The 13,886-nt window shown below is 65.1% G+C and carries 12 protein-coding genes; 9 read left to right on the forward strand and 3 right to left on the reverse strand.

Going from position 1 to position 13,886, the window contains the following annotated elements:
* Nucleotides 1-100: 100 nt before the first annotated feature.
* Nucleotides 101-3,208: a CHASE domain-containing protein gene (locus RBA40_RS03260; RefSeq protein WP_306645931.1), complete on the forward strand. Its 3,108-nt coding sequence runs from the start codon at nucleotides 101-103 to the stop codon at nucleotides 3,206-3,208.
* Between the two features lie 111 nt (nucleotides 3,209-3,319).
* Here RBA40_RS03260 and RBA40_RS03265 read toward each other — a convergent pair whose 3' ends face one another.
* Nucleotides 3,320-3,631, reverse strand: a complete 312-nt coding sequence (locus RBA40_RS03265; protein WP_306645932.1) for a monooxygenase — start codon at nucleotides 3,629-3,631, stop codon at nucleotides 3,320-3,322.
* 189 nt (nucleotides 3,632-3,820) lie between these two features.
* Here RBA40_RS03265 and RBA40_RS03270 point away from each other — a divergent pair, with 189 nt between their 5' ends.
* Together RBA40_RS03270 and RBA40_RS03275 are read left to right on the forward strand one after the other, a co-directional pair.
* Complete coding sequence (locus tag RBA40_RS03270) at nucleotides 3,821-4,381, forward strand: hypothetical protein (RefSeq protein WP_306645934.1); 561 nt, start codon at nucleotides 3,821-3,823, stop codon at nucleotides 4,379-4,381.
* Between the two features lie 74 nt (nucleotides 4,382-4,455).
* Nucleotides 4,456-5,019, forward strand: coding sequence for a hypothetical protein (locus RBA40_RS03275; RefSeq protein ID WP_306645936.1), 564 nt, complete (start codon nucleotides 4,456-4,458; stop codon nucleotides 5,017-5,019).
* A 155-nt stretch (nucleotides 5,020-5,174) separates the two neighbouring features.
* Here the strand turns inward: RBA40_RS03275 and RBA40_RS03280 are convergent, their stop codons facing one another.
* The gene (locus RBA40_RS03280) at nucleotides 5,175-6,494 is read right to left on the reverse strand and encodes a sigma-54 interaction domain-containing protein (protein WP_306646043.1); all 1,320 of its coding nucleotides are present in this window, start codon (nucleotides 6,492-6,494) and stop codon (nucleotides 5,175-5,177) included.
* A 213-nt stretch (nucleotides 6,495-6,707) separates the two neighbouring features.
* Between RBA40_RS03280 and RBA40_RS03285 the strand changes: the two genes are divergently transcribed.
* The 6 genes from RBA40_RS03285 (at nucleotide 6,708) to RBA40_RS03310 (ending at nucleotide 12,112) form a co-directional block, all read left to right on the forward strand.
* On the forward strand, nucleotides 6,708-7,589 hold the full coding sequence (locus RBA40_RS03285) for an MBL fold metallo-hydrolase (RefSeq protein WP_306645938.1): 882 nt from the start codon (nucleotides 6,708-6,710) through the stop codon (nucleotides 7,587-7,589).
* A 14-nt stretch (nucleotides 7,590-7,603) separates the two neighbouring features.
* A complete protein-coding gene (locus RBA40_RS03290; protein ID WP_306645940.1) occupies nucleotides 7,604-9,274 on the forward strand; it encodes a bifunctional protein tyrosine phosphatase family protein/NAD(P)/FAD-dependent oxidoreductase in 1,671 nt (556 codons plus the stop codon).
* A gap of 10 nt (nucleotides 9,275-9,284) precedes the next feature.
* The gene (locus RBA40_RS03295; protein WP_306645942.1) at nucleotides 9,285-10,082 is read left to right on the forward strand and encodes a sulfite exporter TauE/SafE family protein; all 798 of its coding nucleotides are present in this window, start codon (nucleotides 9,285-9,287) and stop codon (nucleotides 10,080-10,082) included.
* Nucleotides 10,083-10,218: 136 nt separating this feature from the next.
* A complete protein-coding gene (locus RBA40_RS03300) occupies nucleotides 10,219-10,650 on the forward strand; it encodes a hypothetical protein (protein WP_306619768.1) in 432 nt (143 codons plus the stop codon).
* The gene (locus RBA40_RS03305; protein WP_306645944.1) at nucleotides 10,647-11,090 is read left to right on the forward strand and encodes a hypothetical protein; all 444 of its coding nucleotides are present in this window, start codon (nucleotides 10,647-10,649) and stop codon (nucleotides 11,088-11,090) included. The genes RBA40_RS03300 and RBA40_RS03305 overlap by 4 nt, the downstream gene beginning before the upstream one ends.
* Complete coding sequence (locus RBA40_RS03310; RefSeq protein ID WP_306645945.1) at nucleotides 11,084-12,112, forward strand: energy transducer TonB; 1,029 nt, start codon at nucleotides 11,084-11,086, stop codon at nucleotides 12,110-12,112. The genes RBA40_RS03305 and RBA40_RS03310 overlap by 7 nt, the downstream gene beginning before the upstream one ends.
* A 42-nt stretch (nucleotides 12,113-12,154) precedes the next feature.
* Here RBA40_RS03310 and RBA40_RS03315 read toward each other — a convergent pair whose 3' ends face one another.
* Nucleotides 12,155-13,762, reverse strand: a complete 1,608-nt coding sequence (locus tag RBA40_RS03315) for a chitinase (protein WP_306645946.1) — start codon at nucleotides 13,760-13,762, stop codon at nucleotides 12,155-12,157.
* Nucleotides 13,763-13,886 lie beyond the last annotated feature (124 nt).

A 13,886-nucleotide genomic window follows, 5' to 3' on the forward strand; every position in this document is an offset into this window, starting at 1 on the left:
GCGCGAACCGGGTGGATGCAAAGTATGGGGACTGCAACACTTTGCCTTGGAGAATGCCGCGTTTGGTTAATAATGGAGGCTGACTTTTTCGAAGATGCCTATGCCGACCAGCGTTGACCAGTCCGACGAAAAGCGCAGCGAAGGACCAGCTCCCGTCCGGCTGCGCGGTAAATACGCTCCGTTGATTCTCGCCCTGTCCATCTTTTTGCTTGCCATAATCGCAACCGGTTTTGCCTGGCAGTTCGCGCGCACGGAAGTACTGGATAGCCAGAACGCCGAATTTGCCTTCGAGGCGCGCCAGATCGAGCGCCGCATCGAGCAGCGCATGGCCACCTATGAGCAGGTCCAGCGCGGCACCCAGGCCTTCCTGCTCGGCTCAATGCAGGTCGAGCGCAAGGACTTCCGAGCCTATATCGCAACGCTGAGGCTTGAAGAAACCTATCCCGGCATTCAGGGTATCGCCCTGGTCGAACTGGTCGCGCCGGGACAGTTCGACGCCCACATCGCCAAGCAGCGCCGCGAGAGCCCGGGTTACACCATTCGGCCCCCGGGCCCACGGCCGGTATTTTCGGCCATCACCCACATCGAGCCGTTCACCGGCCTGAACCTGCGCGCGCTCGGCTTCGATATGCTGAGCGACCCCACGCGGCGCGTCGCAATGGAACGCGCGCGCGATACCGGTCACGCGGCGGCGTCGGGCAAGGTGCGTCTGATCCAGGAAAACGGCCGCAACGAGCAGGCCGGGCTGGTTATGTACCTGCCCGTGTACCGGCGCGATGCCCCGACCGCCACAGTGGCCGAGCGGCGCGCGCACATCATCGGCTGGGTCGGTGCACCGTTCCGCATGGACGACCTGATGGCGGGCCTGGGCGGCGAGCGCTCGAAAGACATCATGCTGTCGATCTATGACGGCAATACGGTCGACGACAGCGCCCGGCTGTTCCGCTCGGCCCGCGAAACACCCGCCGAAATGCAGCGCACGGCGCACTTTTCCACCACCTTGCGCGTGGTCGTCGCCGGGCGTCCGTGGACGCTGCAGATGCGCTCGGCCGCGCAGTTCGAGGCGCGCCTGCAGTCGGGCCGGCCGCAGTTCATCGCCATCGTCGGCGTCGCCGCCGCGGTCTTGCTGGCGATGCTGGTTTGGACCCTCGCATCGAGCCGCGGACGCGCCATGGCGCTGGCGGCCGACATGACGCAGCAGCTCAGCGCAAGCGAATTTCGCTGGAAATACGCGCTCGAAGGCGCCGGCGACGGCGTCTGGGACTGGAATCGTGGCACCGGCGACATTGTCCATTCGCGCCGCTGGAAGGAAATGCTGGGGTATGGCGCCGACGAGATCGCACCGACCAACGCCGCTTTCGAGGCCCTGATCCACGACGAGGACCGCGCGCGCGTATTGGCCACCCTCAATGCCTACGTCGACAGCACCGATCAATCCTACGAGTGCCAGTTCCGGCTGCGCTGCAAGAACGGCACCTGGCGCTGGATCCGCTCGCGCGGCATGGCGGTCACGCGCGACGCCAGCGGCCATCCCTTGCGCACCATCGGCACCCATACCGACATTACCCGCGCCAAGGCCGACGAGCGCACCCTGCTCAAAGCGAATGCGCGCCTGGCGGCCGAGCAGCACCGGGTCAGCGTCATCCTCGACCATTCGCACGATGCGTTTGTCGCGGTCAGCGCGGATGGGTGCATCACCGACTGGAACGCCAAGGCCGAAGCCATGTTCGGCTGGCCGGCGGCGGCGGCCATCGGGCACGATCTGGCCACGCTGATCATTCCACCCGAGCTGCGCGCCGCCCACAACGCCGGCATCGCGCGCATGGTCGCCAGCGGTACCGGCACCGTGATCCGCAATGTGTTCGAGGTCAGCGCGCTGCACCGCGACGGACGGCGCGTGCCGGTGGAGCTGGCCATCGCCGGCTTTCCGCAGGCATCCGGCTATGTGGTGAGCGCGTTCATGCGCGATGTCTCCGAGCGCAAACAGGCCGAGCAGCTCGACGTCGAACGCAGCCGGGCGCTGGAAGACGCGCGCCATGCGCTGCAGCATTCGCAAAAACTCGAAGCGGTGGGCAAGCTGACCGGTGGCGTGGCGCACGACTTCAACAACGTGCTGCACGTCATCGGTGGCAACGTGCAACTGCTTCAGCTGAGCAATCGCGACGATGCGCGCCTGCAGAGGCGCCTGCACAGCATACAGTCGGCGGTCGACCGCGGCGCCAAGCTGGCCTCGCAGCTGCTCGCCTTCGCGCGGCGCCAGCCGCTGCAGCCGGTGGTGCTCAATCCGCTGCAAACCTTGCAGGCCATGGACGACCTGCTGCAGCGCGCGCTGGGCGAGTCGGTGCACATCCGCATCGAAGCCGATGAAGGTTTGTGGAACACGCTGGTCGATCCCGGTCAATGGGAAAACGTGGTCATCAACCTCGCGATCAATGCGCGCGACGCCATGCCCGGCGGCGGCATGCTGACCGTTGGCCTGCAGAACCAGCGCATCGATGCCGGCCAGGCCGGCGCGCTGCTCGACCTGGCGCCGGGCGACTACATCCGCTTCAGCTTTGCCGATACCGGGCAGGGGATGGACGGCGAGGTGATCGCGCACGCCTTTGAACCGTTCTTCACCACCAAGCCGGTGGGGCAGGGAACCGGCCTGGGGCTGAGCATGGCGTACGGCTTCGTCAAGCAGAGCGGGGGCCATATCGTGCTCGACAGCGAGGCGGGCAAGGGCACCACGGTGGTGATTTACCTGCCGCGCTCGGCCGAGCGGGCGACCGCCAAGGTTGCCTCGGCCGAGCAGAACGTGGTGGGCGGCGGCGAGACGGTCCTGGTAGTGGAGGACGATGCGGAAGTGCGCACCACGGCGGTGGCGACCTTGAACGAACTCGGTTATTGCGTGCTGGAAGCGCACGACGGCGCCAGCGCGCTGGCCATGATCCGCGGGGGCGCCTGGATCGACCTGTTATTTACCGATGTGGTCATGCCGGGGCCGGTGTCGAGCATCGAACTGGCGTTGCTGGTGCAGGAGGCGCTGCCGGGAGTGGCCGTACTGTACACGTCGGGCTACACGCGCGACGCGCTCACGACCGGCGGCCGGCTCGATGAGGGCGTGCGGCTGCTGGGCAAGCCGTACCGGCGCGCGCAACTGGCCCAGCATGTGCGCGATGCGCTGGCGGGACGTACGCTTGGTTTGTTGAGCGATACGACATCGTAATGGCCGGCGTGGATATGCGCTTGCATCCGAGCGCCTTCCCGATCCGGCACAGTGACGGTCTTGCTCGCTGTTCCGATGATGGGCACCGAGCGGCGGGACGACGCTTTCTTGCTAGTAAGTGAAGACTTGCTGAGCCACGTTGTCGACCATCACGGGGCTATCGAAGTAGGTGACGGTCGGGTCGGTGCCATATTTTTCGCGGACGAATGCGCGCCAGGCGTCCGTGTACAGCACTTGCGCCTCCGCTCGCGAATTCCAGAGATAGACGCCGCCTGCCGTAGCGCCATCTTCGGAGAGCACGTAGTGCTTGCGAAGCAAACCGGGCACGTCCTGATAGGTTGGCGCGGTGCTCAGGAAGATGCTGCGCGCCTCCCCGTGAGTGATTGGTTTCGGCAATACGAACGCGGTAATGGCGATAATCATCTGTTACTCCTGTTGTCCTGCGTGGCCGGTAAAGACCAGCTTCCCTTGAACGGCATCGTGCCAATGTATCATGTCTGATCGTAATGCGGGACGGAGGTCCGGCCAGTGTCGCCACAGTCTCATGTGCTCGTCTAGCGCTGATCGATGCGTGCGAACTACCGTAGATGGCGTGAGCCAGAGGAGAAACAAATGAGCATATCCATTTTGCCGGCAAAAAAAGTGATCGTTCCATTACTTGCCGGGATTTTTTTGTTGCAAGGATGCGCTGTGACGGCCAAAGACGCCGCGCTGAAATACACGACGCACAACTTTGCCTCGCTGTGCTATGGCGGGGTTACCAATGTACGGATAACGTATGCCGGCTCTGGACATGAGATTTGTACCCGGGGTCCCGGATTGGAGAAGGCGCCGGCAGATGCAACGCGGGTTCCGGGCTTTGTATCCGGTTCGTATAAGGCCTTCACAGGAATGGTACAAATGAAGTGGCGTACGCGCGACGGCTCAGAGCTGAGCCACGCTATCGACCTCAACAAGGAAATTACCGATCGACGGATTCCGTATGACCATCCGGAACGCGTTCTCAGTACCGACCCATTGCGTGGGGGCGAGCCGACTGTCATTGTCGAGGTGAATGATCGGACGGCGAATGTGTATGTAGCCGCGACTTTGAAAGTCAATTCTCTCGACCCGGCGAAGAGAACCGTCGACTATGTCGATTCTTACAGGCTGGTCTATTCCAGAACCCTGTGAAGGTAATTCCTGGATTGATGCATACTGGGAAATGAGTGTATGGCGAAAATGCCGGAAGGCCAGCGAGGAAACAATTGAACGTATCTATTTTATTTGCCAAAAAAGCGCTGGTGTCATTACTTGCCGGATTTTTATTGCTGCAAGGATGTGCTTCCACGGCCAATAACAACGTGCTCGCATATTCAAGCCATGACTTCGGTTTGCTTTGCTTTGGCGGAGTCAGCAACGTACGGCTGACATATGCCGGTGCCCCACACAAACTGTTCCATGGCAAAGGCGATGCGGCACCGGAGAAAAAAACCGCTGATGCGACGCGCATTCCCGGATTCCTATCCGGTTCGTATAGAACCTTCGCAGGGCCGATAGACATGCAGTGGCGCTCACGCGATGGCTCCGAGCTGAGCCACGTTATCGACCTCAACAAGGAAGTCACTGGCCGCCATATTCCGTATGATCAACCGGAGCGCGTCTACGCCAAGAAACCGTTCGTGGTTCATCCGACGATCATTGTCGAATTTAACGACCGGACCGTCAATGTGTACCTTGCCGCGACGTTGCAGGTGATCCCTCTCGATCCGGCCAAGCGCACCTACGATCATGTGGAGTCGCGCACGCTCGTCTACTCCAAAACGCTGTGATTTGACTTTCATCGCCAACTTTCTCAGCGCCGGTTGTCGGATTGGCGCAACGACAGCAAGCCCAAAGTGCGCGTGTCTTCATTGGCGCTGAAATGAACGCTTGAATCTGGCCGCCGCAGGTCTGGGCAGGCGAGCTCCCCGAAGCGCTTGTCGGCTTACAGCTTGCCCTGTTGTTTGAGACGGCGGTACAGCGTGCGCTCGCTGATGCCCAGCGACGCCGCCAGCTCGCTGCGGGTGCCGGCAAACCGGGCAAGCCCGCTGTCCAGCTCCAGCGCGCCGCCGGCGGCCTTCGGTGCCGGGCCGGTTAGCGCCGGCGCGGCGGGCAGATGGCCGACGCGAATCACGCCATCGTCGGCGAACAGGCTGGCGCGGTCCAGCACATTGCGCAGCTCGCGGATGTTGCCCGGCCACGCCAGCCGCTGCAGAACGGCCAGCGCCTCCGGATCGATACTGAGCGCGCGCGTGCCGCCGCCGGCCCGCCGCAGGAATGAATCGGCCAGCAGCGCGATGTCGTCGGCACGCTCGCGCAGGGGCGGCAGGCGGATCGGAAACGCATTGATGCGGTAATACAGGTCTTGCCGGAACTCGCCGCGCGCCACCATGGCGTCGAGGGGCTTGTGGGTGGCCGCGATCAGGCGAAAGTCGGCATGCAGCGTTTCCACGCCACCCACGCGGCGGTAGGTCCCCGTTTCGATCAGACGCAGCAGCTTGACCTGCATCGCCAGCGGCACGTCGCCAATTTCATCGAGGAAGATGGTGCCACCTTGGGCCGTCTCCACCAGGCCCGGTTTACGCACCGCGGCACCGGTGAACGCCCCTTTTTCATGGCCGAACAATTCGCTCTCGAACAGGGTTTCGCTCAGGCCCGAGCAGTCGACCACGACCAGCGGGCCGCCGGCGCGTGCGCTGGTGGCGTGCACGGCGCGCGCGAACAATTCCTTGCCGGTTCCCGATTCGCCCAGCAGCAGCACCGGCAGCATCGATGGCGCCACCCGTTGCAGTGCCGCCAGCGCCTGGTTGAAGGCGGGCGCGCGGCCGACCAGCCCATCGTCGCTGGGCCGCGCCGACGCGCTGCGCACCGTCGACAGGCGCTCGACATAAGCGGTAATGACCCCGTGTTCGTCGAAAATCGGGCGCAGCTCGACATCCACGTGTTCGGGTCCGCGCGGGGTGTGGTGAATGTGCAGCACGCGGTCCGGGCCGCGCAGCTCCTGCGCCTTTTTCATCGGGCAATGCTCGCCCGCCTGGTCGCAGGGCAGGTCGTAGTGATGCGAGACGCGGTAGCACTTCTGCCCGATGAATGGCTTGCCGGTGCCGCCGAACTGGCGCCGGTACGCATCATTGGCGGCCAGGATATTGTAGTCCGGATCGAGCACGATCATCGGCTGCGCCTCGTGCTCGAGGAACGACACCAGCGACTGCACCTGCGCGGAGAACGGGGCGGCTACGGCGGGAATGGCGGGATCGATGGGCATGTCGTGGCTCCTGGTCAGGTGCGCATGGTGGCGCAGCACTGCCAGGACTGTCAAGTGGCACTGCCACATGGCAGCGTGACGGCAGTCCGCGCCTGCCAGGCAAAAATGTAAATTCCTTAACAAATCAATGATCTGGATCACGCATTTCATACCTGGATGCGCTGGCATGCGTTTTGCGTTGTCTCTCCCTGAACCAGAGGAGACTGCCACAGCATGAGCACAGCACCATTCCAGGTCGAGGGTTTCTTCGACACCGCCACCAGCACCGTCAGCTACCTTGTACTCGACCGCGCCACGCGCTGCTGCGCCCTGATCGACAGCGTACTGGACTTCGACCAGAAATCGGGCCGCACGGCCACCACCTCGGCCGACAAGCTGATCGCCCGCGTGGCCGAACTGGGCGCAACGGTGGAGTGGATCCTCGAAACGCACGTCCACGCCGACCACCTGACCGCCGCGCCCTACCTGCAGGAGCGCCTTGGCGGCAAAACCGGCATCGGCCGCCACATCGCCGCCGTGCAGGAAGTCTTCGGCACCTTGCTTAACACCGGCACCGGCATGGCGCGCGACGGCAGCCAGTTCGACCACCTGTTCGCCGACGGCGACACCTTCCGCATCGGCGGCATCGAGTGTCGCGCGCTGCATACGCCCGGCCACACGCCGGCCTGCCTGAGCTACGTGGTCGGCAGCGGCGGGCAGCTCGCCGCGTTCGTGGGCGATACCCTGTTCATGCCCGACTACGGCACCGCACGCTGCGATTTCCCGGGCGGCGACGCGGCCACGCTGTTCCGTTCGATCAGCAAGGTGCTCGCTTTGCCGGACGATACCTTGCTCTACATGTGCCACGACTACCAGCCCGGCGGGCGCGAGGTGCGCTTCGTGAGCACGGTGGCCGAGGAGCGCGCCCATAACGTCCATGTCGGCAGCGGCATCAGCGAAGACGCCTTCGTGGCCATGCGCACCCGGCGCGACGCCACCCTGGCCATGCCGGCCCTGATCCTGCCGTCGGTCCAGATCAATATGCGCGCCGGGCACTTTCCGGAACCCGAGGCGAACGGCCAGCGCTACCTCAAGATTCCTCTCAACGCGCTCTGAGCGCAGCAGGCACCATGGACATTCACGCGCTCACGCCCGCACTGGCGGTGTCGGCTCAAATCCTGCCGGAGCAGCTCGACGCCCTGCGGCAAGCCGGCTTTTGCAGCATCATTTGCAACCGTCCCGATGGCGAAGGCGGCGACCAGCCCCTGTTTGCCGATATCGAGCGCGCCGCGCGGGCGCGGGGGATGGTTGCCCACTACCTGCCGGCCGAGTCGGGAAAAGTAACGGACGAGCAGGGCGCCGCCTTCGGTGCCTTGCTCGACAGGCTGCCCAAGCCGGTGCTGGCGTACTGCCGCAGCGGCATGCGTTCGACCACGATGTGGGCGCTGTCGCAGGCCGACCGGCTGCCGCTGCCGCAGATCGTCGACCTTGCCCGCAAGGCCGGCTTCAACATGCAGGGCGTGGTGCGGCGCATCGCCAACCATGGCCGCACTCCGCTCGACATGGCCGAAGCCGAGCATGCGGTGCTCATCATCGGCGGTGGCGCGGCCGGCATTGCCACCGCCGCCAGCCTGCTGGCGCGTGCGCCGGAGCTCGACGTCGCCATCGTCGACCCGGCCGATGTGCACTATTACCAACCCGGCTGGACCCTGGTGGGCGGCGGCGTCTACGATGCCGCGCGCACGGCCCACACCATGGCCTCGGTCATCCCGCGCGGCGTGAAATGGATCAAGGCGGCGGTGGCGGCCTTCGAGCCGGAGCGCAACGCGGTCATCCTGGACGGCTGCCGCGTGGTGCGCTACGGCCAACTGGTGGTATGTCCGGGCCTGAAGCTCGACTGGCACGCCATCGAGGGCCTGTCCGACACGCTCGGCAGCAATGGGGTGACCTCCAATTACCTGTATCACCTGGCGCCGTACACCTGGCAACTGGTACGCACCCTGCGCGCCGGCCAGGCCATCTTTACCCAGCCGCCGGCACCGATCAAATGCGCCGGCGCGCCGCAAAAGGCCATGTACCTGTCGGCCGACCACTGGAAGCGCGGCGGCCTGCTGGACAAGGTACGGGTCGATTTCTGCAGCGCCGCGCCGGCCCTGTTCGGCGTGCCCGACTACGTGCCGGCGCTGATGGAATACGTGAACGGCTATGGCATCGGCCTGCATCTGGGCCACACCTTGACCGCTGTCGACGGACCGGCGCGGCGCGCCACCTTCACGCGGCTCAATGCGGACGGCGGCAAGGAAACGGTCACGCGCGCATTCGACCTGCTGCACGTGGTGCCGCCCCAGGTGGCGCCGGACTTCGTGCGCGTCAGTCCCTTGGCCGACGCGGCCGGCTGGATCGACGTCGACCCGGCCACCTTGCGCCACAAGCAGTGGGCCAATATCCACGCGCTGGGCGACGCCATCAACGCCACCAACGCCAAGACCGCGGCGGCGGCGCGCAAGCAGGCGCCGGTGGTGGCGCACAACGTGCTGGCGGCGCTGGGCAAGCGCGCCGGCGTGGCCCGCTACGACGGCTACGGCGCCTGTCCGCTGACGGTGGAGCGGGGCAAGATCGTGCTGGCCGAGTTCAACTACGGCGGCAAGCTCGCCCCCAGTTTTCCGTCCTGGCTGATCGACGGCACCCGTCCGTCGCGGCTGGCGTGGCTGCTCAAGGAACGCATCCTGCCGCCGCTGTACTGGCGCGGCATGCACAAGGGGCGCGAGTGGCTGGCCAAACCCACCCTGGCCGACGCGTGAGCATGGGTCGATGACGATGGTCGTGCTGCTGGGCTTTGCGGTCGGCGTCGTGCTGGCCCTGACCGGGGCCGGCGGCGGCATCCTGGCCGTGCCGCTGCTGGTGTTCGGGGCGGGCCTCTCCATGGCCGAAGCCGGGCCGATCGGTTTGCTGGCGGTGGCGCTGGCGGCCAGCCTGGGCGCCGTCATGGGCCTGCGCAGCGGGACGGTGCGCTACAAGGCGGCGCTGCTGGTGGCGGCGGCCGGGGTGGTGTGTTCGCCGCTGGGGCTGTGGCTGGCGCAGCGCATGCCGAACCGGCCACTGACCGCCGTCTTTGGCGTGGTGCTGATGTACGTCGCCGTGCGCGCCTGGCAGCGCTCGCGCTGCGCGGGAGGCATGCCGCCGCCACGCAGCGCGCCGCCGCCATGCCGGCTCGACCTCGCGCGCGGCAAATTGAACTGGACGGCGCCCTGCGCGCGGGCGCTGTGCTGGTCCGGGCTGGCGGCGGGGGGACTATCCGGCCTGCTCGGCGTGGGCGGCGGTTTCGTCATGGTGCCGGCGCTGCAGCGCTTCACCGACCTGGGCACGCAATCGGTGATGGCGACCTCGCTGGCGGTCATTGCGCTGGTGTCGATGTCGGGCGTGGCCGCCAGCGCCGCCAGCGGGCACCTGCAGTGGGCCATCGCCTTGCCGTTTGCACTGGGCGCGCTGGCCGGCATGGGCGGCGGCCGGCTGGTCGCGGCGCGCCTGCCCGGCGCCCGCCTGCAGCAAGGCTTTGCGCTGGTGTCGGCGCTGGTGGCCCTGGCGCTGCTGATCCGTGCCCTGGGCTAAGCTGATGCAGTGTGGTTGTTTCGCACACAAGCAGTGTCATTCCCATAAAAACCTTGAGCCTCGCTACAGTTTCAGATAAAGTTGCAGTCCGGAAATTTCCGTATTTACTTTAACTGACAGGTTTGATATGTACCGAATGCTAAGCGCACTTGCGCTCGGCCTGCTTTTAAGCGGCTGCGCCACCCAATACCAGAGCATGGGAATGACCGGTGGCCACGCCAGCGGGCAAGGTCCCGGCAAGCTCAAGCGGGTGGTCTTCGCCGGCAATGGCTATACCAAGGCCGATCTGACGCAGGCGTATGCCAAATACCGCTGCGCCGAAATGGCCCAGGCCAACAAGAAGCCTTTCTTCATCATGTACGAGTCGCTGTTTGCGGCTGCCGCCGAGCGGCCGTCGACCACCCCGCGCGTCGGAATGGTGCATAACAAGCCGGTCTCCACGGTCTTCATGCTGATGCTCGACGCCCCGCGTCCGGGCGTGCTGGAAACCGCGGTTGTCCTTCAGGAACTGGGACCCATCGTCAATGGCGGGCCGGTCGAATCAAGTACACAAGGCGGAACGCAATGAACATTACATCGAACGGCATGCGCGCGGCAATCGCATGCGGCATTCTTCTCCTGACCGCCTGCGGTACGCCGATACCGGTGTACGTACCCGAGGCGGGCGCGGCAAGCACCAAAGTGAGCCTGATGGGCGGCGGCACGCCATATATGTGCCTCGCAGGCCAGTTCTACCGGTTCGACGTGCAGGCCGGCGCCGATGGCACGTCCACCGTGCAGGTCCCGGTCGGCACGCGCCTGACCATGCGCAACGTCATGACCTATCAGGGCCATAACGTCATCAGTACGTGCAGGCCCGCGTTCAGCGTGATCCCGAAGGAAGGCCAGAGCCTGATCATCAATAGCGGCCTCAGGGCCGGCACATGTTTCATTGAAGCGGTGCGCGAGGACAACAGCAAGGACACCGGCGTGGCGCTCGAACCGTCGCTGGGAGCGCCGCAATGCTGAGGCTTGGCGCCCTGCTGGCGCTGAGCGTCATGGCGTCGGCTGCGTCTGGCGCCGACCTGCCCTTGTCCGCGTGCGCGGCCCAGACCTATCCGGCCGAAGCCTTGCGCTACCGGATGGAAGGCGCGACCCGCGTCCAGCTTGGCGCCGACAAGGCCGCGCGCGTGATCGGCGAAAGCGGCTACGCCGTGCTCGACCGCGCCTCGCTGGCCCTGGCGGCCACCTGCAAACCGGCGCGCGCCAGCGAAGATGGCTCGCCGTGGGTGATCATGGTGCCATGGAAGCTGCCGGTCCAGGCGGGCTACACCGCCGCGCGGCTGGCTGCCGAGCGCTGCACGCGCAGGAATAAACTGATCCGTTTCCCCGAGCTCGATGGCCCGCCGCCCAACGTGACCGTGCGCGTGCTGGTATGGACCGATGGCGCGCCGTACACACCGAAGATTGAACTGTCGAGCGGCGAGCCGCTGGTCGACAAGCAGGCCATCGACATCGTCGAGAACTGCCGTTTCGATCCCGCCACCCTGGCTGGCGCGGCGGTGGAGGGTGCCGTGCTGGTGCCGCTCGCCTTCGACACCGCCGGCGTGTCCGACGAAAAAATGCGCGCGGCGTACAAGCGCCTGACCGATCCGCTGGTCGGGAAGAAGGATTACAAGCTGGCGCAGATCCGGTTCGCATCCGAAACCGAAGCGACACGGGTGATCGGGGAAATCAACGGCGGTGCCAGCTTTGCCGAAATCGCCCGCACCCGCGCGAAAACGCCCAACGAGGCCAAGCTCGAAGGCAAGCTCGGCTGGATGCGCCTGGCGCAGATGGATAAGCCCATCGCCGAGGCCATCGACGCGCACGGCGTGCCCGGACTGTTGCCGGTGCCGTTGCGTGGCCACACCGGCGGTTGGCACGTGATCGAAATCCAGCAGACGCGCCCCGCGGAGTCGGCCGGCTACGACCAGATCAAGACCGAACTCAGGCGCAAGCTGATCGAGGAACGCGACATCGTGGTGCAGCAGCCGCCTGCCGTGAACTGATGTAAATGAAAGGGGCCGCAGGTTGCGGCCCTTCTTTTTTGCTTACGGCAGTGTTTTCAGGGTCGCCTTGACGGGCGCCGAGAAGTTATAGCCATCGTACCTGTCCCAGTTGATCGACCACGTCATCACGCCGCGGAACTCGGGATACGCCTTGACCGGCTTGATGGTGCCGCAGTTGAGCAGCCGGGTCAGGCAGTTGAGCGCGTTGTTGACGTCGGTCGTGGTGGTAAAGCCTGAACCGGCCGAGCTTCTGCCCGACGGCACGCCAAAGCCGACCTGGTCCGGACGCAAGCCGGCAAAGGTATTGCCGCCATACGTAAAGCCTTCGATCAGCATGCGTGCCGTTGCGACCAGCTGGTCGGTGGACCCGGCCTTGATCGGGCCGGTTGCATACGGCGTGTAGATGTCGCCGTTGTTGTAATACTGCGGATGCAGCACCGTCAGCTCATTGCGCAGTGCGTTGATGATCGGGATGTACGCGCCCCAGATCGACCCGTAGCTGGTATAGCCGCCTTCCACATATACCCATTCCGGCGCCATCGACAGGTAGAAGCCTGCGCCCACCTTGGCCTTGAGGTTCTTGACCGCGATCGGCAGGTAAGTCTGGATCGCCGCGCCCTGCGAGACGCCGTTTTCCAGGTCGATGTCGATGCCGTCGAAACCGTACTTGACGATGATCGCGTGCAGGGAATTGGTGAAGTTGGTCGCTTCGGCGGTAGAACCGACCGATACCGAACCGTTCTGTCCGCCCAGCGAGAGGATGACCTTCTTGCCCTGCGCCTTTTTGGCCTTGATGTCGGCGATGAACTGGGCTTCGCTGCCGGCGCTCGGGTCGACCGTGAAGCTGACGTTGCCGCCGCCGGCGTTATCGGCGAACGAGACCACGATCACGTCCCAGTCGTTGCTGACCTGGCTGATCGGATAGGTGTTGCCGCTTGGATTGGTGAAGTTGTGCCAGTAGCCGATCAGCGCGTGTTTGGCCAGGCCCGTCGGAGTAGGCGTAGGAGTTGGTGTCGGGGTTGGAGTCGGGGTTGGAGTCGGCGTCGGCGTCGGCGTCGGCGTCGGCGTCGGCGTCGGCGTCGGGGTCGCGCAAGTGCCGCCGGCAGTCCACAGCGTCGGTGAATCTTTCGGATTCCAGTTGGTGCCAACGTATGCCGTATGAGCAACGAGCGCCTTGTACGACACGCCGAGGTAGCTGACCACCTGGCCTGCGGTATAGCTGCTTCCTTCGGCCCACAGCGCGCAGCCGGCCGGCGTTGGGGTTGGAGTCGGCCCGGGTGGTGGGGTGGGCGTTGGTGTCGGCGTCGGAGTTGGTGTCGGCGTCGGCGTTGGAGTAGGCGTCGGCGTGGTGCCGCACGTGCCACTTACCGTCCAGGGCTTGCCGCTTCCACCGGCCCCGCTGTTGGTCGATGGATTGTCTCCCTGCGTCCAGTAGGCGGCCGTGTAGTTGATTCCACCGTAGCTGGCCGATTTGCCGCCCTCGTAGGCGGTGGCGCTGTTCCACGCCGCGTAGCACACGCTCGTTGCCGCCATCATCCTGCTTTGGGATGACTGGGTGCCGGTGGAGGTGTTTTCGCTGCCGCCGCCGCACGCGGCCAGCGACCCGCCCAGTACGCTGACGATCAGGCTGTTGATGATTGTTCTGTTCAATTGAAGCTCCATATCAAATTGTCGGGACACGTGCGTGCCGGATATAAATCAGGTCGATCCATTTGCCGCGCGGCGCTCTCCCTTGCCGGAGAGGAGACGGCGGAATCGATCTGCGCGGCGATGA

The sequence above is a fragment of the Massilia pseudoviolaceinigra genome (genome assembly GCF_030846505.1).
GTDB classification, from domain to species: Bacteria; Pseudomonadota; Gammaproteobacteria; order Burkholderiales; family Burkholderiaceae_D; genus Telluria_A; species Telluria_A violaceinigra.